The organism is Nocardia rosealba, from assembly GCF_020216065.1.
Classification (GTDB): Bacteria; Actinomycetota; Actinomycetes; order Mycobacteriales; family Mycobacteriaceae; genus Nocardia; species Nocardia rosealba.
In genome coordinates this window covers 426,552-448,804 of the sequence record NZ_JAIWNA010000003.1, presented here as the reverse complement: position 1 = coordinate 448,804, position 22,253 = coordinate 426,552, and the positions used below count along the sequence as shown (strand labels likewise).

The window sequence follows — 22,253 nt, the reverse complement described above, 5'->3', positions numbered from 1 at the left end:
TCCGCCTATCCCGCGTAAGCGGGGACCGGCTCCGGGGCGGCTTGGGGCTTCGCGGCTGATCTGCGCGCCCGGGCACGGCCGTAACCCACGCCGATCATCGCGGGCAGGAACACCAGCAGCATGATGAACGACGCGGCGGAAGTGAGTTCGAACAGTGCGCCTGCGTCGCCGAGTTCGATGCCGGGGACCTGGTCGAGGATCCAGCACACCGCTCCGCTGCCCAGTCCGGCGACCATGCCTGCCAGCAGCCAGCGGACGGTGAGGTCGGTGCCGTCGGCGGAGCGCGCGTCGCGCGCGCCCCAAGCGATGGCCACGCCGATGATCACGATCAGGCACGCAGCCCGCCAGAGGATGCCGAAGGTCGGCAGGGCCGCCATGGCGAATCCGAGCAGAACCCGCAGGGCGACCACTGTCGCCCCGAGTGCGATGGCACGCAACAGCCAAGTGGTCATGTGCATCACCCTAATCGGACAAAACTAGAACCGGTACCAATTCGCGGATCGGCGCGGCAACCGGTCGATCAGAGGTCGAGTGCCGCCGCCATCGCCGCGCGGGGCGCGGGCTGTCCGGTGAACAGCTCGACCTGACCGTAGGCCTGGTTCAGCAGCATCCGCAGCCCGCTGACCACCGTGTGCCCGGCCGCGCCTACGGCTGTCGCCAGCGGTGTCGGCCACGGGTTGTAGATCGCGTCGAGCACCACCGGCGCCGTCGCCACCGATTCCGCGACCGCGCCCGCCGCCTCCGCGGGCACCGTGCTCACCACCGCGGAGGCCCGCGCGCAGATCGCGGCGAGGGAATCGGCATCGAAGGCCGCGGTGGCAGCCGACATCCCGAGCCGCTCGGCCAGGTCGAGCGCACCACGCGCCCGCCCCGCATCGCGCACGACGATCGTCACCGATCGAGCGCCGAGCTGCGACAGCGCGAGCAGAGCGGGCCGCGCGGTACCGCCTGCGCCCAGCACCACCGCCTCCTCGACCCGTTCGACACCGCCGTCACGCAGCGCGCCGAATACGCCGTCGACATCGGTGCAGTCGGCCAGCCAGCCGTCGCCGGTGCGGAGCAGGGTGTTGGCCGAGCCGACCAGTTCCGCCCGGTCGGTGCGCCGGTCCGCGTACGCGAGCGCCGCTTCCTTGCCCGGCATCGTCACCGACAGTCCCACCCACTCGGGGCCGAGTCCGTCGACCAGACCGGGCAGTTGCTCGGCGGAGCATTCGATGCGTTCGTAGGTCCAGGGCAGACCGAGCGCGCGGTAGGCGGCCGTGTGCAGTTGCGGCGATCGTGAATGCCCGATCGGCTGCCCGAGCACCGCCGCCTTCCGCGGCTCAGCCACCGGTCCGCGAGCTGTCGAGGATGCCGCTGCGCTGCGCCTGGGTGACCAGCCGCAGGTGCTCCTGGTAGGAGTCGGTGAACTTGGTCGTGCCCTGCTTGTCGACGGTGACGAAGTACAGCCACGGTCCCGGCTCGGGCTTCTCCATCGCCTGCAACGCGGCCACCGACGGTGCGGCGATCGGCGTCTTGGGCAGGCCCTCCATCGCGTAGGTGTTCCAGGCGGTCACGGCGGCGCGGTCGGCGTCGGTCGTGGCGACCTCGGTGGTGTCGAGGGTGTAGTTCACCGTGGAGTCGAACTGCAGCATCTGGCCGACCTGCAGCCGGTTCACGATCACCCGTGCCACCTTGCCCATGTCTTCGGGCTTGGCCTCACGTTCCACCAGGGACGCGGCGATCAGCGTCTCGTACGGCGACAGCTTCGTGTCGGCTCCGGACTGCAGCAGTCCGGTGGCCTCATAGGCCTGCACACTCGCGGTGATCAGTTGCTTGAGGATCTGCTGCGGTGTGCCACTCGGATCGAAATCCCAGGTGCCCGCCGCGATGAGTCCTTCGAGCTGCCTGGCCCGGTCGGGGCAGTCCTTGACCGCCTGCATGGCCCACTGCGGCACGCCGAGGGCGGCCAAGTCGAGACTGGCGCCTGCCGCGTCCAGCTGCTCGTAGGTCACGCACTTGCGTTCGGGGCCGACGCAGCTGGCGTCGGCGATCTTGCGGTAGATGCCGTCGTAGCGGCCACCGGTGCTCACGTCGTGTTTGTCGTGCAGCAGCCTGCCCTCGGACACGACCACATTGCCCACGCGGGACTTGCCACCGACCAGCGCGGCGACGGCGTCGGCGGCGGGACTGCGCTCACCGATGGCGTAGAAGCCGGGCTGCACGCTGTTCATCCCGGCGTTCTGCACGGCCGCCTCGTAGAAGGCCTCGGAACTGGCGACGATCCCACGTTCGTGCATCGCGTCGGCGATCTCGGTGGCGGTGTCGCCCGGATGTACCTGGACGACAACGGGTTTGCCTGCCGGCCCCGCGAAATCCTCGGCGGGAGCGAGGCTTCCCATCAGTTTGTAGCCCGCGAAGCCTGCCGCCGAGACGAACAGCAGTGCGAAGACGGCGGCCACCACCCACATGTTGCGGCGGCGGCGCTTGCGTTCGGCCGCCTTGCGTGAAGCGATCCGCGACCGTTTGCCGCGCCCCGCACCGGATCTGCCACGCCCGCGTCCGGCGGGTGTGGCGCGCGGTGGGCGCTGACCCACCCGGCGCGGCGGTTCGGGTTCCGGCTCGGGTTCCGGTTCGGGGAACTCGTCCTCGTAGCGCGGGATGACGTTCGTATCGTCGTCGAAGTCGTCCCATTCGGGGACCTCGGGCTCCTCGCGCGACGCACGGGGGTCCAGGCCCCAGTCGTCGCGGCGCGGGTAACGCCGGTCCGCCTCACGCGCCCGGTACCGCTCCTCGGCCCTGGCCCATCGGTCGGTCATGCATCATCTCCGACCGCTGTGTCTGCTGCGTCCTTCACCATCGAACTCCGCTCGTCCAACCATCCTTGCAGAATCGACACTGCTGCCGCCTGGTCGATCATCTGCCGCTGGCCACGTGCGCGAACTCCACTCTCGCGCAACGCACGTGCAGCAGACACCGTAGTCAAACGTTCGTCGGAAAGGCGCACCGGAATCGGGTCGATCACCCGGCGCAACTGCTTGGCAAACTTGCGGGCGATGCCCGCGGCGGTGCCGTTTTCGCCGCGCAACGTCCGGGGCAGGCCGACGATCACCTCGACGGCCTCGTACTCCCGCACAATCTCGGCAATTCTTGCGATGTCGGCGGGTGGACCGCCCTGACGGCTGGATTTGGCGCGCGCGACGGTCTCCACCGGCGTGGCGAGCACCCCGTCGGGGTCACACGACGCCACGCCGATGCGGACGCTGCCGACATCGACCGCGATCCGGCGGCCGCGACCGGGGTCGGTCGCCGGATCGGGTCGGTCGGCCGGGGCCTCGTCCGAGGCAGGGGTGCTCATCAGCCGGCGAGTTCGGCCACCCGGGCGCGGACCGAGGTCAAACCGTTCGGGATACCCGACGGGTCCGAGCCGGAGCCCTGCGCCATCTCCGGCTTGCCGCCGCCGCGTCCGGCGATGCTCGGGCCGAAGCTGGCGACGAGATCGCCCGCCTTGAAGCCGAGGTCCTGGGCGGCCTTGTTGACGGTCACCACGAACGGCGCCTTGCCGTCGACGTTGCCGAGCAGCACGACGATCGCCGGATCGCTGCCGAGGCGGCCACGGATATCGGTGGCCAGGGTGCGCAGGTCGCCGGCCGAGGCGCCCTCGGGCGCGGCGGCGGCGACCAGGCGCACGGAACCGACGCGCTCGGCCTGCTCGGCGAACGTGCCCGCCGAGGCAAGCACGGCGGCGATCTTGGTGCGCTCGAGTTCCTTCTCGGCCACCTTGAGTCGCTCCACGAGCTGCTCGACGCGACCGGGCACCTCTTCCGACGGCACCTTCAGCGACGACGCGACACCGGCGAGCAGCGCACGTTCCTTGGCCAGGTACTTGTAGGAGTCCAGGCCCACGAAGGCCTCGACGCGGCGCACACCGGAACCGACCGACGACTCACCGAGGACGGTGATCGGGCCGATCTGCGAGGAGTGCTCCACGTGGGTGCCACCGCACAGCTCCATCGAGAACGGGCCGCCGATCTCGACGACACGCACCTCGTCGCCGTAGTTCTCGCCGAACAGCGCCATCGCGCCCATGGCCTTGGCCTTGGGCAGGTCGGTAACGAAGGTGTTCACCGGAAAGTCGGCGCCGACCGCGTCGTTGGACACGGCCTCGATATCGGCTTTCTGCTGCTCGGACAGCGCGCCCTGCCAGTTGAAGTCGAAGCGCAGGTAGCCGGGCTTGTTCAGCGAACCGGCCTGCACGGCGTTGGGGCCGAGCACCTGCCGCAGCGCGGCGTGCACCATGTGCGTGCCGGAGTGGCCCTGGGTGGCGCCGCGACGCCAGGACGGGTCCGCCTGGGCGAGAACGACATCGCCCTCGGTGATCTGACCCTGTTCCACGGTGGCCTTGTGCACCCACAGCTTCTTGGCGATCTTCTGCACGTCGTTGACGCGCAGCTTCAGCCCCGAGGCGGTGATCGCGCCGCGGTCGGCGATCTGACCACCCGACTCGGCGTACATCGGGCTGCGGTCCAGGATGACCTCGACGTCCGCACCGGCCTGGGCGGCGGGCACCCGCACACCACCGGAGATCAGCGCGAGCACGTTGGCCTCGGAGGTGAGTTCGTCGAAACCGGTGAACTCGGTGGCGCCGCGGTCGACCAGTTCCTTGTAGACGGTCAGGTCGGCGTGGGCGTGCTTGCGGGCCTGGGCGTCGTCCTTGGCGCGCTGACGCTGCTCGGCCATCAGCGAGCGGAAACCCGCCTCGTCCACGGAAAGGCCCGCCTCGGCGGCCATTTCGAGGGTGAGGTCGATCGGGAAACCGTAGGTGTCGTGCAGGGCGAAGGCGTCCGAACCCGCGATCTGCTTGCCGCCCTTGGACTTCACCGCCGACGCGGCGTTCTCGAAGAGGGTCTCGCCGGTGTTCAGGGTCTTCAGGAAGGCCGTTTCCTCGCCGACAGCGACGGTCTCGATGCGGGAGAAGTCGGTGGCCAGCTCGGGGTAGGACGGCGACATCAGGTCGGAGACGACCTTCATCAGCTCGGCCATCACCGGCTTCTCGGCGCCGAGCAGGCGGGCCGAGCGCACGATACGGCGCAGCAGGCGGCGCAGCACGTAGCCGCGGCCGTCGTTGCCGGGGTTCACGCCGTCGGCGATGAGCATGGCCGAGCTGCGCACGTGATCGGCGATCACGCGGAAGCGCACGTCGTCGGCGTGCTCGACACCGTAGGAGCGGCCGGTGAGCTGCTCGGCCTTGTCGATGATGGGGCGCAGCAGGTCGGTCTCGTAGACGTTCTCCACGCCTTGGAGCAGCATGGCGACGCGCTCGACGCCCATACCGGTGTCGATGTTCTTGCGCGGCAGCGATCCGACCGGCGGGAAGCCCAGCTTCGGGCTGTCCTCACCACGGATGTCCTGCATGAACACCAGGTTCCAGATCTCGAGGTAGCGGTCCTCGTCGGCGACCGGACCGCCTTCCTTGCCGTAGGCGGGGCCGCGGTCGTAGTAGATCTCCGAGCAGGGACCACCCGGGCCGGGCACGCCCATGTCCCAGTAGTTGTCCTTGCCGTCACGGAACTGGATGCGCTCGTAGGGGATTCCGGCGACGCGGTGCCAGATCTCGGCGGCTTCCGGGTCGGACTCGTAGGCGGTGACCCAGATGCGTTCGGGGTCGAAACCGAAACCGCCCTCTTCCTGGGACTTGGAGATGAGCTCCCAGGCCAGGGTGATGGCGCCTTCCTTGAAGTAGTCGCCGAAGGAGAAGTTGCCCGCCATCTGGAAGAAGGTGTTGTGGCGGGTGGTGACGCCGACCTCCTCGATGTCACCGGTGCGCACGCACTTCTGCACGCTGGTAGCTCGCGCGTACGGCGCCGCTTCCTGACCCAGGAAATACGGCTTGAACTGGACCATGCCCGCATTGACGAACAGCAGGTTGGGGTCGGCCAGGATCAGCGAGGCACTGGGTACCTCGGTGTGTCCGGCACGGACGAAATGGTCCAGGAAACGCCGTCTAATCTCGTGGGTCTGCACAGCTGACCAGCCTACCGTCTGCGATCCACCGGTTTTCCGCCGGAGTCGGTGGTCTCGGCGACAATCCGGACGTGACGAAAACCGAGCGGCTCTACGCCCTCGCCGAAGAACTGCGCGCCTACAGTCCGCGCCCGCGCACCGCACGTCAGCTGGCCGCCCGCTTCGAGGTGTCGACCCGCACGATCGAGCGTGACCTCGCCGCGTTGCAGCAGGCCGGGTTGCCGATCCGGTCCGTGCCGGGGCGTGCGGGCGGGTATGCCATCGATCGGCACCGCACTCTGGCGCCGGTGAGTCTGACGGCCGCCGAGGCGACCGCGCTCGCTGTGGCACTGCCCCGGCTGGCCGGGACACCGTTCGCGGAGGCCGCGCTGTCGGCGGTGCACAAGGTGGTGGCGGTCCTTCCCGAACAGGATCGGCAGCGTGCGACGGCACTGGTCGACCGGGTGCGGTTCTTCCCGACACCACACGCACCAGCCATCTCCCCCGCGATCCTGGACGCAGTCATCAGCCGGCGCGTGCTGCGGCTCGACTACCTCGATCGCAACGACGTGCCCAGCGGGCGCGCGGTCGAGCCCCTCGCGTTCGTGGCGGGCAGCGAGCACTGGTTCCTCTACGCCTGGTGCCGAATGCGCGGGGGGCTGCGTGGGTTCAGGCTCGACCGCGTGGTGCGTGCGGAAGTCCTCGACGAGGTGGCGGTGGATCGCGGCATCGACTTGTCGACGATCCCGACCGGCGACGGACGGCTGATCGATGTGACCTCGATCACCGACACACCGTTGTCGCGCACGGACTGAACGCTGGACTCCGAGGCCGCCACCCAGGCGCCCCGAGTTCGAGGAGTAGTTCATGAGCACCGCCGCCCCGATCACCGCCGACCACCTCGCCGCCCGCTGGACCGAACTCTGGAATTCCGATCCCACCCTTGCCGGTCAGCTGCTCACCGAGGATTTCGAACTCCGTTTCGCTTCGCCGACACGCGAACTCACCGACGGGCTGCGCGGCCCGGCCGACATCAGTGGCTTCGTCGCCGGATTCCGGCGGCAGCGACCACAAGTCCGGTTCGTCGTCGACTCGGGGGCGGCCGGGCAGCTCGATGCCGACGGGTCGGGAACCTTCGCGGTCCGGTGGCATTCGGAGGCCTCCGGCAGGCCCGAACACGGCGGCATCGACATGTTCGAAGCCGTCGGCGGGAAGTTGCGGCGGATCTGGTCGGTCGGCGGGTCGGCGCCGTTCACGCAGGACTGAGCGGGACGAGACCGCTGCCGCGAGGATCTCCTCAGGTGCCCCGGATGATCCGGCGCAGTTTGCTCACGCGGGAACCGACCTCGCGTTCGAAGCCGTGGTCGGTGGGTTCGTAGTAGTCGGTGCCGACGATCTCGTCGGGCGGATACTGCTGGGCGACCACACCGCCGCGGTGGTTGTGCGGGAATTTGTAGCCCTTGGCATTGCCGAGGGCTTTCGCACCGGCGTAGTGCCCGTCGCGTAGGTGCGGTGGCACCGCGCCCGCTTTGCCCGCGGTGATGTCGGACATGGCCGCGGCCAGCGCCGACGTGACCGCGCCCGATTTCGGCGCGGTGGCCAGGTGGATGGTCGCCTGCGCCAGCGCCAGTTTCGCTTCGGGCAGGCCGACGAGCTGCACGACCTGGGCGGCGGCGGTCGCGGTCTGCAATGCCATCGGGTCGGCCATGCCGATGTCCTCGCTGGCGTGGATCATCAGGCGCCGGGCGATGAAGCGTGGGTCCTCGCCCGCGGTGAGCATGCGGGCCAGGTAGTGCAGGGCCGCGTCCACATCGGAGCCACGAATGGATTTGATGAAGGCGCTGATGACGTCGTAGTGCTGGTCACCCGCGCGGTCGTAGCGCACGGCGGCCTTGTCGACGCTCGCCTCGACAAGCTCGAGGTCGACGGTGCCGTCCAGGGACGACTCCGCCGAGGCCTCCAGCGCGGTGAGCGCCCGGCGCGCGTCCCCACCGGCGACCCGCACGATGTGGTCCAGGGCCTCCTCGGTGACCGTGTACTCCCCCGCCAGGCCCCGTTCGTCGGTGATCGCGCGGTCGAGTACCGCCCGGATGTCGTCGGTGGTGAGCGACTGCAACTGCAGCACCAGCGACCGCGACAGCAGCGGCGACACCACCGAGAACGACGGGTTCTCGGTGGTCGCGCCGACGAGCAGCACGATCCGGTTCTCCACCGCCGCGAGCAGCGCGTCCTGCTGGGTCTTGGAGAAGCGGTGCACCTCGTCGATGAACAGCACGGTCTGCTCGCCCACGGCCAGCCGTTTGCGCGCGAGGTCGATGACCGCGCGGACCTCCTTCACTCCCGCCGACAGTGCCGACAACGCTTCGAACCGGCGACCGGTGGCCTGCGACAACAACGATGCGAGCGTGGTCTTCCCGGTGCCGGGCGGGCCGTAGAGCAGCACCGATGCGGCGCCGGACCCCTCGACGAGTCGGCGCAGCGGCGAACCGGGACCGAGCAGATGCTGCTGACCGATCACTTCGTCCAGCGAGCGCGGCCGCATCCGGACCGCCAGCGGCGCCCCGGGATCACGCCGCACCACCGCGTCGAGTCCACGCTCGGGCTCGGCGGGTTCGCCCGGCACGTCGAACAGCTGATCACTCACGTCGTGCAGGGTACCGAGACCCTCGGACACATCCGGTCGATCGCCCGGTACGGGCAACGAACCTGAACAGATGACCAAATTCTGTGTGTCCGACTTGCGCGACGGGCCGCGCTGGGATGAGATCGCTGATCGTGGTCGAAAACACCGAGGTCGTGCCCGCAGGGCTGTTCGCCCGCCGCACCCTGTTCAAAGGCAGTACAGCGGCCGCGGCGGCGGTGCTGATCGGTTCGGCGCAGGCACACGCGACCGGAGCGGTGTTCCGGCACGGCGTTGCCTCGGGCGATCCGCTGCCCGACGCGGTGATCCTGTGGACGCGAGTGAGCGTCGACGACGACGCCACCCCGGGCTCGGGCCTCGGCGACGCGGTCTCGGTGCGCTGGGAGATCGCCACCGACGAGAACTTCACGCAGGTGGCCGCCTCCGGCACCGTGACGGCGACCGCCGACACCGACCACACCGTCAAGATCGACGCGAAGGGTCTGTCGGCGGGCACCGGCTACTGCTACCGCTTCCACGCGCTCGGCCAGACCTCCCCGATCGGGCGCACCAGCACCGCACCCGCCGCCGACAGCTCCGTCGACCGGCTGCGCCTGGGCCTGGTGTCGTGCTCGAACTGGGAGGCGGGCTGGTTCGGCGCCTACCGGCACCTGGCCGCACGCGGCGACCTCGACGCCATCGTGCACCTCGGCGACTACATCTACGAGTACGGGCGCGGGGAGTACGTGGGCCGCAACGGTGCCGTGCGCGCACACGATCCGGCGAACGAGATCGTCACCCTCGCCGATTACCGAATCCGCCACGGCCAGTACAAGACCGACCCGGACCTGATGGCGCTGCACGCCGCGCTGCCGTTCATCTGCACCTGGGACGACCACGAGTCGGCCGACAATTCCTGGCGCGAAGGTTCCGAGGACCACGACCCCGCCACCCAGGGCGACTGGGCCGACCGCCGGGCGGCCTCGGCCACGGCCTACCTCGAATGGATGCCCGTCCGCGCCACCCGCGGCGACGGTGCGGTGCAGATCTACCGGCGGTTGCGGTTCGGCACGCTGGCCGAACTGTCGATGCTCGACCTGCGCAGCTACCGCGACGAGGAGGCGGGTCCGGTCGCGGGCTGGCGCAACGCCGACGACCCGGCCCGCACCATCACCGGCCGCGCCCAGATGGATTGGCTCACAGCGGGATTGGTGTCCTCCCCGACCCGGTGGAAACTGGTCGGCAACTCGGTGATGATCGCGCCGCTGGTGTTCCCGCCGCTGGAATCGGCGACCACCGAGGCCATCACCGCCGCGCTCGGCATCCCGCAGGGCGGCATCACCGTCAACGGCGACCAGTGGGACGGCTACACCGCCGACCGCCGCACCCTGTTCGACACCATCGCCAACAACCAGGTCGGTGACGTCGTGTTCCTCACCGGCGACATCCACACCTCCTGGGCCTCCGATCTGCCGCTCAACGCCGCGAACTATCCCGCCGGGCCGACGGTGGGCGCGGAGTTCGTCATCCCGTCGGTGACCTCGGCCAGCGTCGGCGACCTGACCAAGACCCCGCCGCGCACCACGTCGATCGCGGCGGAGGAGGCCATCAAGGCGGCCAATCACCACCTGCGGTATGTGGAGCTGGATTCGCACGGTTTCGGCGTCCTCGACGTCACCCCGGAGGCGACCCAGATGGACTGGTTCTACGCGTTCGACGTCACCGACCCCGCCACCGGAATCCGCCACGGCATGTCCTTCGCCGTGCGCTCCGGTGGTCGCCTGGAGCCGCGGCCCGCGCCGGTGCTCTGATCCGCTCTGCCGCGGCTGGTGCCACTCCGCTGTGTCGACGGCGCTTCCGTGCTCTGACAGCACTTCGGTGCGGTGCCGCGAAATTCGGCGCAGAATTCTTCGGACCGGCTGTCGATCGCGACGGTTGTCGTTCGTCGGGTGAGTACGGCCACCCGACGAACGGGCGACCACGACCCCGAAGGAACCTCACCATGAGCCAATACCTGGTCCTGATCTACGGCGACGAACCGACCTACGCCGCCATGTCCCCCGCCGAACGCGCCGACATGCTCGCCGCCCATCGCACCTTCCAGCAGATCGCCGGTGCGGCCAACCTCGGCGGCCACGCCCTACAGCCCACCGCCACCGCCACCTCGATCCGGCACGACGCCACCGGCGAGGTGGTGGTGACCGACGGCCCCTTCGCCGAGGCCAAGGAGGCACTCGGCGGCTACTACCTGCTGGAGGCCCCCGACCTGGATGCCGCGATCGCGCTCGCCGCGCAGGTGCCCACTCCGACCGGTGGGGTCGAGGTGCGCCCGATCCAGGTTTTCGAGCCGGCGTGACCACGGCGGCCGAGGCCGTCGAGCTGGCGCACCGTCGCGAGTGGGCTTTCGTGCTCGCCGCGACGGTGCGGCTGGTCCGCGATTTCGACCTGGCCGAGGAATGTGTGCAGGACGCCTACGCGACCGCGCTGACCGTGTGGGCGGCCGAGGGCGTTCCGGCCCGGCCGGGTGCGTGGCTGACGACCGTCGCCCGCCGACGGGGCCTGGACTTGTTACGCCGCGACACCACCTTCCATCGCACCCTGCCCCGGCTGGTGGTCGACGAACCGGTGCCCGACACCGCCGACCTGGCCCTGGCCGCACTCGACGACCCCGTGATCCCCGACGACCGGCTGCGCCTCATCAGCACCTGCTGCCATCCGGCACTGTCCCCGGAGGCGCAGGTGGCGCTGACCTTGCGGCTGGTCTGCGGGGTGACGACCGCCGAGGTGGCGCGGGCGTTCCTGGTGAGCGAGCCGACGATGGCGGCCAGGATCACCCGGGCGAAGAAGAAGATCGCGGTGGCGGGCATCCCGTACCGGGTGCCGTCGACGCGGGAGCTGCCGCAACGGCTCGATGCGATCTGCGCGGTGATCCACCTGCTGTTCACCACCGGCCACACCGCCCCCGCCGGCGAGGACCTGGTGCGCACGGATCTGGTCGATCGTGCACTGCAACTGGCCAGGATGATGCACGCGCTGGTGCCTGACGACCCGTCGGTGACCGGCCTGCTCGCACTCGTCGTGCTCACCGACGCCCGCCGCGCCGCCCGCGTGGACGCGGCGGGCGAGCTGTGCACCCTCGAACACCAGGACCGGTCCCGCTGGGACCACGACGCCATCGCCGAAGGCATCGCCCTGGTGAAACAGGCGCTGCCCCATGTGGATCGGTACACGGTGCAGGCGGCGATCGCGGCGGTCCACGACGAGGCGCCCAGCTGGGCCGACACCGATTGGGCCGAGATCATCGGGCTGTACCGGTTGTTGCTGCGGGTGTGGCCGTCACCGGTCGCCCGGCTCAATCACGCCGTCGCGGTCGGTTTGGCGGGTGATCCGGCGCGGGCGCTGGAATTGCTCGGTCCGCTCGGCGCCGAACCGGCGCTGGCCACCTACGGCTATCTGCACGCCGCCCGGGCGGCCTTTCTCGCCGAGCTGGGTCGGGTCGAGGAGGCGGTCGCCGCCTACGAGGCCGCGCTGCTGCTCACCGACAACGCGGTGGAACGAGCGCATCTTCGCGGCAAGCTGACGGCCTTGTCCGAATGACGGACCAGTCGGTCAGGCGGCGACCGGGATAGCTGTTCCGGCCAGCGCAGTCACGCTGGTCCGGCCAGCGCAGTCACGCTGTTCCGGCCAACACAGTCACGCTGATCGGGCCGGCGCAGTCGTGCTGGTCCGGCCGGCCCGCTCGGGCTGGTCCAGCTGGCCCGCTCGCGCTCAGGCGTTCTCGGCGGCGAGCTCGCGCTTCCATTCGCGGAAGCCCTCCTCGGTGCGGCCGCGGCGCCAATAGCCTGAAACAGACAGCCATTTCGGTGCGACCCCGCGGTCCTTACGCAGGTAGGGACGGAGGCTGCGCATGACGGCCTCCGCCTCGCCGTGCACAAAGGCCTGGACCTGGCCGGGGAGCCAGTCGGCCGCGCGCACTACGGCGACCAGCGGCGCGTTCGCGCCGGCGAGCTCGTCGGGGACAGCGTCCGAGGACGTGCCGCGGTGCACCCAGTGGACGCGCAGGTCGGCGGGTGAGTTGAGCGGGATCTCGTCCTCGGCGCCGCCGACCTCGATGAACACCTGGGCCGGTGCGCCCGCGGGCAATGCTTCGACGGCGGCGGCGATGGCGGGCAACGCCGATTCGTCGCCGACCAGGAGGTACCAGTCGGCGGCCGGGTCGGGAGCGAAGGCACCGCCGGGGCCGAACAGGCGGAATTCTTCGCCCGGTTCGACCTCGGCCGCCCACGGGCCCGCGATGCCCTCCTCGCCGTGGACGACGAAGTCGATGCTGATCTCGCGGCGTGACGGGTCGTAGGAGCGCACGGTGTAGGTGCGCAGTACGGGCTGGCTCGCGGCGTCCATCGTTTCGCGCACCGTGTCCAGATCGAACGGCTCCGGGTAGTCGACGCCGGGCACGGGGAAGATCAATTTCACGTAGGCGTCGGTGAAGGCGTTCGGGGTGAACGCACCGTCGTCGACAGTGCCGACGACGCGCACCAGGTGCGGTGTCAGCCACTGTTTGCCGACGACGGTGACGGTGATCGACTGCGGCACGTCTGCTCCCAACTCTCGGATCCCCGCCGACGCTACTCCGCGTCGGGGACCATGTGGGGAGCTACGTTCTCACTCCGACCAGCGTTCCTCGAGCATCGCCGACACCTGTTCGGCGAAGTCGCCCACCGCGTCGTCGCCGGTGACCCGCGCATCCTCGGCCAGCGCCGACCAGCGGTTGATCAGTGCTTCCGATCGCGGCACGGACAGACCGTGCTCGCGGGCCGTGGCGATGCGGGTGTGGTCGGCGGGCAGGAACCAGTAGGTCGACAGCCACACCCAGATCAGGCGGGCCTCGAGGATCCGTTCGGCCAGCACCCTGTCGTCGGCCAGCGAGGGCCACACGCCGACCACGGCCGAACGCCACGCCTCGACCATCTCCCTGGCCCGGCCGCGCGACAGTTCGAAATCGCACAGGCATCCGGGGAACGACACCAGCGCGTAGGCGATGTCGAGGGTCGCGTCGCGGAAACCGCCCCACTCGTAGTCGAGGAACCGGGCGCCCTCGTCGTTCATGATGACGTTGTCCGGGCACAGGTCCGAGGGGCTGAACGCGCGGTAGCGGCCCGCGGTGAACAACCGGTTGCCGTGCACGATGCGTTCGGCGATCTCACCGGGCACCTCGATGCCGAGTTCCGCCTCGAGCAGACCCGGCACCTCCGCGATCGCGGCCTGCGCCTGCTGGGCGATCCCGTCGACGCGGTGCGCCGAGTCGACCCGGCGCATCAGCGCGATGAAGTCCGGTTCGCGGCCGACGGTCGCGGCGTGCATGCGACCGAGTGCCTGCGCGAACGCCATCAGCGCGTTGCGGGTGCCCGGTTCGGCGCGCGCGGCGAGCACCGAGGTGAGTAGCGCGTTGTCGCCGAGATCCGACAGCACGAGGATGCGGTCGGGCACGCTGTGCGCGATGAGGTAGGCGCCGGGACGCTGTTCGCGGCTCAGGGCGGTGGTGAACTGATAGGACACCGCCTCGCGCAGGAACGCGGCATCGATGCTGGCGACACCGGGGGCCATGCCACCGGTGACGCGGTCCTGCGCGGAGCCACGCACCTGCTTCACGATCAGCGTGCGCGGGAGCGAGAAAGCGTTCTCCGCGACACGCACCCGCAGGACAGTGGTCCTGCCACTACCACTGAGCTCCACTGGATCACTCAGCTTCACCGCAGCACCCATTCGCTTTGTGAGCAACTGTTGTGCTGCGGACACGACGTCGGCGGCGCGTTCGGCCAATAGTGCGGTCATCGCCTCTCAAGCTACTCGTACCTGGTCACTTCTAGCGAGCGGTTACGCAACCTTTCCGCGTCGCCCGGCGTGTTGGCACCGCGGTTGCGCGAGTGTGCCTGTTCGCTTGACACATCTGTCGCTCGTCGGGTTTTCTCGACGTCAACTGCAGTGCGCCACACCGCAAACCGGTTGAGTCGAAAGGTCTACCACAGTGACCGACACACCGTCCGCCGCATCGAGCGATTCACCGGGTGGGTCGCCTGCGCCCGGCGGTAGCGGGCAATTCGCCCACGGCACCGGACGCCACGAAGGACCCGATCGGCCCCCCGCCCCGAGCGCCGGGACGGGCAGGCACGGAATGGCCGGTGGCGCAGGCTATCCGCAGTTCGAAGGACCGGGTGCCGCCCAGTACGGCAGCGAACCGGTCGAACCCCCGCCGTCGGTTGCCGGATCGGGAATGGGCGCACCGCACTACGGTCAGCCGGGCACCGGCCCGGGTTATGCGGTGCCACAGGAGAAACCGGAAACCTCGGGTTTCGCCACGACCCCCGCCGGTGGCGTGTCGCCGGGACAGTCCGGGCAGCCGTCGGGTTACCTCCATTCGGGAGCACAGGCGCTCGATATCGGGCAGTCACTGAGCTACGGCGTGGAACGATTCCGCACCAACCCGGGACCGTGGCTCGGCATCATCGGCGTGGGCGTGCTCATCTATCTCGGCGCGCTCGCGATCGTCCAGATCGTGAACCCCACCTCGCCGTTGAGCGTGCTGTTCCTGTTCCTGGTCGTGCTGGTTGCGCTGTGGTTGCTGCAGGCGGCGATGGTGCGTGGCGCGCTGTACGAAACAGACGGATACCCACCGGCTTTCGGGTCTTTCTTCCGTTTCGTGAACGCGGGCAACGTATTGCTCACCGCACTGCTGGCGTTCACCGCGACCCTGCTCGCGTCCGCGCTGTGCCTGGCGCCGGGGGTGATCGTCGGGTTCCTGTGCATGTTCTCGCTGCACTTCGTGATCGATCAGGACTACGGACCGGTCGAGGCGATCAAGGCGAGCGGCATGCTGGTGCTGGCCAACCTGTGGGCCTGCGTACTGCTGTTCCTCACCATCATGCTCGTCACCTTCGTCGGTGTACTCGCCTGCGGGATCGGCTTGTTCGTCGCCGGGCCGGTGTGCGCGATCGCGGTCACCTACGCCTACCGGATGCTCACCGCGGGACCGGTCGCCCGCGTCTAGTGCTCGAGCGGGGTGCGCATGCCGATCGCCCGTTTGAAGCGGCCGATCGGGCCTGATTCGTCGCCCGCGCGCGGCCGCAGTTCCAGCACGAGCACGCCGGCCACCACGATGCCGACCAGGTTCACCGCGAGCTGACCCGCCGACTCGAACGCCCGATGCCACTGACCGAGCGTCGCGGCCACCACCGCGTAGCCTGCCGCGGGCACGGTGGTCACCGAGATGAACACCCCGATCAGGGCCGCCGATTTCGCGGTGACCAGTGACAGCATGCCTGCCGCCCCGGCCAGCAGGGCCACGACCAGGGAGAACGGCCCGACCTGGTAGATGAAGTCGACATTGTGCGCATCCATCACACCTTCGACGGTGATCCAGCCCATCCGCTCCCACAGCATGGTGGCGAACAAGGTGATCACCATCGCGACCGGGAACGCCACGGCCAGCGCGATCATCGACCGCCGGGCCAATCGCCAATTGCGGCGCACCAGCGCGACCGACAGCGCGGCCAGTGGCCCGAACTCCGGGCCGACCACCATCGCGCCGACGATGGTGACGGGTGAATTGGTCGCCACGCCGATCGAGGCGAGCAGGCAGGCGATGGTCAAGAACGCGAGGAACGTGGAGTTGAGCGAGGATTCCTCGTGTGTCTCCACGAGCAACTGCTCCCAGACCACGGCGTCGCTCGGGTCGCCGGGTGCCGCCCGTACCGCGCGGTCGGCGGCATCGGACAGCACCGCTTCCACCGGTCCCAGCGTGATACCACCGGTGTGGACCAGTCCGAGCGACTTCACGTCGTCTAGGATCTTGTTGGCCGCCTCGCGCGCGATGTCGGCCTGGACGAGGTCGCCGCCGGGGTCGACCGCGATGCCGGGCGCCACCGTCAGATGAGTGACACCCGCATCGGCTTCGAGGAGGCGGACCAGCTCAGCGGTCTGCTCGGGTGGACTGATAATGCGTAGATGCAGCACCGATAGCCTCCTGGTCACCGGTCCCGCACGGGACCACACCAGAAGCTACCGGTGCTGCTATCCGGTCGCTACTTCTGCGCGGCAACAGCTTTCGGCGCGTCGCCGCCCTTGACCTCGGGCTTGGCGTCGATGCCCGCTTCCTTGCGCTGCTGGGCGGTGATCGGCGCGGGCGCGTCGGTGAGCGGGTCGACGCCGCCACCGGTCTTCGGGAACGCGATCACCTCGCGGATCGAATCCTCCCCGGCGAGCAGGGCGGTGATGCGGTCCCAGCCGAAGGCGATACCGCCCATGGGCGGGGCGCCGTAGGAGAAGGCGTCGAGCAGGAAGCCGAACTTCTCCTGGGCCTCGTCGTGATCGATGCCCATTACCGCGAACACCCGTTCCTGCACGTCACGGCGGTGGATACGGATGGAACCGCCACCGATCTCGTTGCCGTTGCAGACGATGTCGTAGGCGTAGGCCAGCGCCGAACCCGGGTCGGTGTCGAAGGTGTCCATCGACTCCGGCTTGGGCGAGGTGAAGGCGTGGTGCACCGCGGTCCAGGACGAATGGCCCAGGGCCACATCGCCGCTCGCGGTGGCCTCGGCGGCCGGTTCGAACATCGGTGCGTCGACGATCCAGACGAAAGCCCAGGCGTTCGGGTCGATGAGGCCGCACTTGCGGGCGATCTCACCGCGCGCGGCACCGAGCAGGGCACGGCTCGACTTGGTCGCGCCCGCGGCGAAGAACACGCAGTCGCCCGGCTCGGCACCGACCTGCTTGGCCAGCCCCTCGCGCTCGGCGTCCGACAGGTTCTTGGCGACCGGGCCGCCGAGGGTGCCGTCCTCGTTGATCAGGATGTACGCCAGACCCTTGGCGCCGCGCTGCTTGGCCCACTCCTGCCAGGCGTCGAGCTGACGACGCGGCTGGCTCGCGCCACCGGGCATCACGACCGCACCGACGTACTCGGACTGGAACACCCGGAACGGGGTGTCCTTGAAGTAGTCGGTGAGCTCGGTGATCTCCACGCCGAAGCGCAGGTCGGGCTTGTCGGAACCGAAGCGGCGCATCGCCTCCGCGTAGGTCATGTGCGGGATCGGGGTGACGATGTCGTGGCCGACGAGCTTCCACAGCGCGGTGAGGATGTCCTCGGCCAGCAGGATCACGTCCTCCTGGCGCACGAAGCTCATCTCGATGTCGAGCTGGGTGAACTCCGGCTGACGGTCGGCGCGGAAGTCCTCGTCGCGGTAGCAGCGCGCGATCTGGTAGTAGCGCTCGATGCCGCCGACCATCAGCAGCTGCTTGAACAGCTGCGGGCTCTGCGGCAGCGCGTAGAAGCTGCCCGGCTGCAGGCGCGCGGGGACCAGGAAGTCGCGGGCGCCTTCGGGGGTGGACCGGGTGAGCGTCGGGGTCTCGACCTCGATGAACTCGTGGGCACCGAGCACCTCACGGGCGGCGGCGTTGACCTTGGACCGCAGGCGGATGGCGTGGCCGGGGCCCTCGCGGCGCAGGTCGAGGTAGCGGTACTTGAGGCGGGCCTCGTCGCCGGGGGTCTCGTCGAGCTGGAACGGCAGCGGCGCGCTCTCGTTGAGCACGACCAGTTCGCGCACGTCGACCTCGATCTGGCCGGTCGGCAGTTCGGGGTTCTCGTTGCCGTCGGGACGCTGCTCCACCACACCGGTGATCTGCACGCAGTACTCCGCGCGCAGCTTGTGGGCCTGTTCGGCCGCCTCGCCTTCGCGGAACACCGCCTGCGCGACCCCCGAGGCGTCGCGCAGATCGATGAAGATCACGCCACCGTGGTCACGCCGCCGGGCCACCCAGCCGGTGAGGGTGACGGTCTGACCGGCGTGCTCGCTTCGCAGCGAACCAGCCAAGTGGGTGCGCAGCACGGTATTCCTTTCGACGATTTTTCGCACCGTGGAGAAGACCCGGTGCACGCCCATCGTAGTGAGACACGATGGGCGAGGGAAAACCGATATCTTCCGCGCCGTGTCAAGCTTGTCGCGCGCCCTGCGCGACGGCTGCGCGCGCGGTGGCCAATGGTGCTGCAGGGCAGTGGACAACCGAGCGAAGGCGAGTACCGCGATGACCTTCAACGAGGGTATGCAGATCGATCCGGGCCGGGCATCCTCGGGCGGCGGACCGGGGATGGGCGGCAAGCTGGCCGTCGGTGGTGGCGCGGGTGGGCTGATCCTGCTGGTGGTCGGCCTGCTGTTCGGCGTCGACCTCACCGGTACCGGTTCGGGCACGGGGGTGTCCGGCGGGCAGTACCAGGGCGGGGACGTCACCGCGGGCACCCCCGAACACTGCAAGACCGGGGCCGATGCGAACAAGTACGTCGACTGCCGGGTGGTGCTCACCGCGCAGAGCCTGGACGCGGTGTGGGGTGCGGAGCTGCCCAAACAGACCGGTCAGCGGTATGTGCGGCCCGAACTCGTCCTGTTCACGGGGGCGGTGAACACCGGCTGCGGTAACGCCACCAGCGATGTCGGCCCGTTCTACTGCCCCGCCGATCGCACCGCCTACTTCGACACCAGCTTCTTCCAGGAACTCGTCGACCGGTTCGGCGCGAGTGCCGGGCCACTGGCCCAGGAGTACGTGGTCGCTCACGAGGTGGGCCATCACATCCAGAACCAACTCGGTGATATCGGCCGCGCACAACAGGATCCGCGCGGACCCGAATCCGGTGCGGTGCGCACCGAACTGCAGGCCGACTGCTATGCGGGCATGTGGGCGCATTTCGCCGACAAGCAGAACGCGCCGGGCAGCACGCAGCCGTTCCTGAAGCCGTTGTCGGACAACGACATCCGCGACGCGCTGTCGGCCGCCAACGCCGTGGGCGACGACCGCATCCAGCGTGCGGCGGGTCGTGGCGTGAATCCGGAATCGTGGACACACGGGTCCTCGGATCAGCGCCAGAAGTGGTTCCTCGCCGGCTACCGCAGCGGTTCGGTGCAGTCCTGCGATACCTATTCCGCCGCCGACCTGGACAATCCCCCCGGGTTACGCTGACCCTCGAACCCGATCCGACACAGCGTTTTTCATCGAGGGGAAATCATGCGCCTGCCCATCATCGGTCTGCTCGTCTGCGCGCTCGCTCTGCCCGGTGCGGGCGCGCTCGCCCATGCCGAACCGGCGCCGCTACCCCTGATCAGCGTCACCACCATCCCCGCCGGGTGGTCGACGCGCACCGACCTGCGGCCGGTGCTGCAGGTGTTCGACGACGGCACGGCCGTGTACCGGCCCGACGCGGTGAGCAAGGACCGCAAGGCCGAGACCGCGCCGAAGGAGGAACGGGGAAAGGTCGCCGCCGACGTGATCTCGGCCGCGCGCGAGGAGATCGAGGCGCTGCAGGACATCGACTTCGGCATCCCCGCCGGTGAGGGCAAGGGCGCCCAGATCGTCGACCTGCTGACCGAGGATCCGGCCGAGGACGCCCACCTGGTGGTCTACTCCCCCGACGCGGCCGACGGCCTCGACCCCGAGCAGCAGGCCGCGCGTAAGCGTTTCACCGACCTCACCAAGAAGCTGGTCGACGCCTTCAAGAAGTGAGTCGAAGGTCGCCCGCGGCACCCGACCGCGGGCGACCTTCGATCAGAACCGGTCTTCGTCGGCGGTGCGTTCGTCCTCGTGGACGGCACCGATGACCTCGGGCGTGGCTTCGCCCAGGAGACCGGTGAGGTCTTCGTTACCGGTGCGGCTCTGGTAGGGCTGCACCGTGCGGCCGTGTTCCTCGTCGTTGCCGCGCTGGCCCGCGCCCGCGGCACCCGGGCTGCCGCCCATGAATCCGGAACCCGCGCCTGCGGGCGTGGTGCTCGCACCACCCATGCCGGTGCCGAGACCCGTCGCCATCACGCGACCGGCGGCGGGCATCGCGGAGCCGGGCAGTGCCGTCGACTTCGGCGAGCCGGTGCTCGGAGTGCCACTCGAGCTGCCGCCACCGCCTCCGCCACCGCCGCCACCGCGCGCGGTACCGAGAGCGCCGAGCGCGGCACTCGAGCCACCGCCGCCGCCCGTGCCACCGGTGCCCGCCGGGCTGGTGCCCGCCGGGGACGTAGTGGTTCCGCCGGTGCCGCCGGTGCTGGCCGCACTGGTCTCGGTGGCGCTGCTCAGCGCGTCCTCGGCCTGGGTGAGCAGCGGTTCGCCGATGTTCTCCGACGCGGCCGAGAGCACCTCTTCCGGCGAGGGCAGCCCGCTCTGGCTCGCGAGCTGACCGACCACACCGCTGAGTTCACCGGTGTACCCGGCCAATTGGCCGCGGGTGGCGTTGACGACCGTGACCGCCTCGCCCAGGTGGGTCGTCGCCAGGCCGATCAGCGTGGCCTGGGTGGGCGGCAGCATGATGGTCGGGGCGAGCGCCGTCGCCTGCGCGGCGAAGGTGGTGGCGATGGAGGTGAGCTGGGCGTTGCCCGTCTGCACGACCGCGGCCGCCTGCTGAGTGAGCGCGGAGATATCGATGCCGCGCTGACTGGTCTCCTGTCCCTGGGCCTGCGCCTGCTGGCTGGCGGTGGTCGCGGCGTCGGCGGCCTGGCCCTCCCACAGTTGCTGCACCGTTTTCACACCGCCCTGGGCCAGGGTCATGGCCTGTTCGATGACGGCCGAGGAATTGCTCAGGATGGAGGTGGGGTCGAGCGAGCCGAACACGCCGGTGCCGAAGCTGCTGAGCAGGTCGAGGAACGGCTGGAACAGCGTCTCGATGCCGGGCAGCGCGGGCAGCGACAGGCCGTTCATCAGTGCCGCGACCGGGTCTTCGGTGAGGCTGGTCGCGGCGGCCGAGTTGCCACCGGCCCCGGTGTTCGAGGCACCGCCCGCGCCGCCCGTCGCGCCGGTGACGGCGCTCTTGGCCTGGTTCATCAGGGTCTCGGCGGTGCCGAACGGGTCGATCGTGGCCTGGCTCAGCGCGCCCTGCACGTCGGTGAGCGCCGAGGACGCGTCGTCCGAGATACCGGTCAGGATGTCCTGGGCGTCCGTCCCGGTGCCGAGCCCGGACAGGCCGGGCAGCCCGGTCGGCATGCCGACCTGCTGGGTTTCCTCGGTGATCTTCTGCGCGAGGGTGAAGACCGGTTCCTCGACGTCCTCGGGCAGCTGCACCAGCGGCACGTCGAGAATGGCCTGGCCCGCCAGCTCCTGCGGCACGGCGCCGAGCGCGGACTGTGTCTCGGTCTCGGCGGTGGCCAGCGACGCTTCCGGGCTGATCACGCCCGTGTCCGCGCTCAGCGGCTTCATGCCGCGCCCCCGATCCCGGCGGCCTGGCGCGCGATCTGCGCCGCGTTGTCGATGTCGGTGGCGTCGAAGGTCACCGACGAGCGGAACGCCGCGTCCGACAGCGACCCGAACTTGGCGGACAGCTCATTGATGTCCTTGGCCTGCAACACCTGCGCGGCCGCGAACATCGCCAGGTAGTCGGCCCCGATGAGCCCGAACACGGGTGTCATCGCGGAGACATTGGCGACCAGGTCGAAATTGCCCGCCGCCGCGATCTGCCCCGCCACCCCGGCATTGGTCGTCGCGAACGCGTTGACACCTTCGGTTTGCACCGAGAGATCGGTCATGCGAATCCCCCACTCGTCGTGAAAAGTCGGTCTGGAGACCACGATCGGGTAGCCGCGCAACTCCCGACGCGACCGCCCGATTGCGCAGTGCGCCAAATATAGCCGAA

Annotated in this window: 20 protein-coding genes; 8 read left to right on the top strand and 12 right to left on the bottom strand. The window is 69.6% G+C overall.

Annotation, left to right across the window (positions count from 1 at the left end; genetic code table 11):
• Positions 1-5 precede the first annotated feature (5 nt).
• From LDL21_RS15555 to alaS, 5 genes are all read right to left on the bottom strand, one after another.
• Entirely contained in the window at positions 6-452 is a 447-nt protein-coding gene (locus LDL21_RS15555; RefSeq protein ID WP_225280631.1) for a B-4DMT family transporter, read from the bottom strand.
• Between the two features lie 68 nt (positions 453-520).
• A complete protein-coding gene (locus LDL21_RS15550) occupies positions 521-1,330 on the bottom strand; it encodes a shikimate dehydrogenase (RefSeq protein WP_225280630.1) in 810 nt (269 codons plus the stop codon).
• Positions 1,323-2,798, bottom strand: coding sequence for an endolytic transglycosylase MltG (gene mltG / locus LDL21_RS15545; RefSeq protein WP_225280629.1), 1,476 nt, complete (start codon positions 2,796-2,798; stop codon positions 1,323-1,325). The genes LDL21_RS15550 and mltG overlap by 8 nt, the downstream gene beginning before the upstream one ends.
• Positions 2,795-3,337, bottom strand: coding sequence for a Holliday junction resolvase RuvX (ruvX, locus tag LDL21_RS15540; protein WP_225280628.1), 543 nt, complete (start codon positions 3,335-3,337; stop codon positions 2,795-2,797). Before ruvX ends, mltG begins: the two co-directional genes overlap by 4 nt.
• Positions 3,337-6,003, bottom strand: a complete 2,667-nt coding sequence (alaS, locus tag LDL21_RS15535; RefSeq protein WP_225280627.1) for an alanine--tRNA ligase — start codon at positions 6,001-6,003, stop codon at positions 3,337-3,339. The genes ruvX and alaS overlap by 1 nt, the downstream gene beginning before the upstream one ends.
• A gap of 71 nt (positions 6,004-6,074) precedes the next feature.
• Between alaS and LDL21_RS15530 the strand changes: the two genes are divergently transcribed.
• Positions 6,075-6,797, top strand: a complete 723-nt coding sequence (locus tag LDL21_RS15530) for a helix-turn-helix transcriptional regulator (RefSeq protein ID WP_225280626.1) — start codon at positions 6,075-6,077, stop codon at positions 6,795-6,797.
• Between the two features lie 52 nt (positions 6,798-6,849).
• Positions 6,850-7,248 carry a nuclear transport factor 2 family protein gene (locus LDL21_RS15525; protein WP_225280625.1) on the top strand — a complete coding sequence of 133 codons (399 nt, stop codon included), beginning with the start codon at positions 6,850-6,852 and terminating at the stop codon, positions 7,246-7,248.
• Between the two features lie 31 nt (positions 7,249-7,279).
• Here the strand turns inward: LDL21_RS15525 and LDL21_RS15520 are convergent, their stop codons facing one another.
• A complete protein-coding gene (locus LDL21_RS15520) occupies positions 7,280-8,626 on the bottom strand; it encodes a replication-associated recombination protein A (protein ID WP_225280624.1) in 1,347 nt (448 codons plus the stop codon).
• A gap of 116 nt (positions 8,627-8,742) precedes the next feature.
• Between LDL21_RS15520 and LDL21_RS15515 the strand changes: the two genes are divergently transcribed.
• From LDL21_RS15515 to LDL21_RS15505, 3 genes are all read left to right on the top strand, one after another.
• Positions 8,743-10,413, top strand: coding sequence for an alkaline phosphatase D family protein (locus LDL21_RS15515; RefSeq protein ID WP_225280623.1), 1,671 nt, complete (start codon positions 8,743-8,745; stop codon positions 10,411-10,413).
• Positions 10,414-10,604: 191 nt separating this feature from the next.
• Positions 10,605-10,958: a YciI family protein gene (locus tag LDL21_RS15510; RefSeq protein WP_225280622.1), complete on the top strand. Its 354-nt coding sequence runs from the start codon at positions 10,605-10,607 to the stop codon at positions 10,956-10,958.
• Positions 10,955-12,199, top strand: a complete 1,245-nt coding sequence (locus tag LDL21_RS15505; protein WP_225280621.1) for an RNA polymerase sigma factor — start codon at positions 10,955-10,957, stop codon at positions 12,197-12,199. The genes LDL21_RS15510 and LDL21_RS15505 overlap by 4 nt, the downstream gene beginning before the upstream one ends.
• A 171-nt stretch (positions 12,200-12,370) precedes the next feature.
• Here LDL21_RS15505 and LDL21_RS15500 read toward each other — a convergent pair whose 3' ends face one another.
• Positions 12,371-13,195, bottom strand: a complete 825-nt coding sequence (locus LDL21_RS15500; protein ID WP_225280620.1) for a siderophore-interacting protein — start codon at positions 13,193-13,195, stop codon at positions 12,371-12,373.
• 69 nt (positions 13,196-13,264) lie between these two features.
• The gene (locus LDL21_RS15495) at positions 13,265-14,434 is read right to left on the bottom strand and encodes a phosphotransferase family protein (protein WP_225280619.1); all 1,170 of its coding nucleotides are present in this window, start codon (positions 14,432-14,434) and stop codon (positions 13,265-13,267) included.
• A 193-nt stretch (positions 14,435-14,627) separates the two neighbouring features.
• Here LDL21_RS15495 and LDL21_RS15490 point away from each other — a divergent pair, with 193 nt between their 5' ends.
• Positions 14,628-15,647: a DUF2189 domain-containing protein gene (locus LDL21_RS15490; RefSeq protein WP_225280618.1), complete on the top strand. Its 1,020-nt coding sequence runs from the start codon at positions 14,628-14,630 to the stop codon at positions 15,645-15,647.
• On the opposite strand, the gene LDL21_RS15485 is transcribed toward LDL21_RS15490, so the two are convergent.
• Together LDL21_RS15485 and aspS are read right to left on the bottom strand one after the other, a co-directional pair.
• Positions 15,644-16,612 (bottom strand): DUF389 domain-containing protein, encoded by a 969-nt coding sequence (locus LDL21_RS15485; protein ID WP_225280617.1) that lies wholly within the window; start codon positions 16,610-16,612, stop codon positions 15,644-15,646. The two genes, LDL21_RS15490 and LDL21_RS15485, sit on opposite strands and share 4 nt — an antisense overlap.
• A 68-nt stretch (positions 16,613-16,680) precedes the next feature.
• On the bottom strand, positions 16,681-18,483 hold the full coding sequence (gene aspS, locus LDL21_RS15480; protein ID WP_225280616.1) for an aspartate--tRNA ligase: 1,803 nt from the start codon (positions 18,481-18,483) through the stop codon (positions 16,681-16,683).
• 196 nt (positions 18,484-18,679) lie between these two features.
• Between aspS and ypfJ the strand changes: the two genes are divergently transcribed.
• Together ypfJ and LDL21_RS15470 are read left to right on the top strand one after the other, a co-directional pair.
• Positions 18,680-19,606, top strand: coding sequence for a KPN_02809 family neutral zinc metallopeptidase (gene ypfJ / locus LDL21_RS15475; RefSeq protein WP_225280615.1), 927 nt, complete (start codon positions 18,680-18,682; stop codon positions 19,604-19,606).
• 45 nt (positions 19,607-19,651) lie between these two features.
• Positions 19,652-20,146, top strand: a complete 495-nt coding sequence (locus tag LDL21_RS15470; protein ID WP_225280614.1) for a hypothetical protein — start codon at positions 19,652-19,654, stop codon at positions 20,144-20,146.
• Positions 20,147-20,188: 42 nt separating this feature from the next.
• On the opposite strand, the gene LDL21_RS15465 is transcribed toward LDL21_RS15470, so the two are convergent.
• Both LDL21_RS15465 and LDL21_RS15460 read right to left on the bottom strand, forming a co-directional pair.
• On the bottom strand, positions 20,189-21,820 hold the full coding sequence (locus tag LDL21_RS15465; RefSeq protein ID WP_225280613.1) for a hypothetical protein: 1,632 nt from the start codon (positions 21,818-21,820) through the stop codon (positions 20,189-20,191).
• On the bottom strand, positions 21,817-22,146 hold the full coding sequence (locus LDL21_RS15460) for a type VII secretion target (RefSeq protein WP_067493548.1): 330 nt from the start codon (positions 22,144-22,146) through the stop codon (positions 21,817-21,819). The genes LDL21_RS15465 and LDL21_RS15460 overlap by 4 nt, the downstream gene beginning before the upstream one ends.
• Between the last annotated feature and the right edge of the window lie 107 nt (positions 22,147-22,253).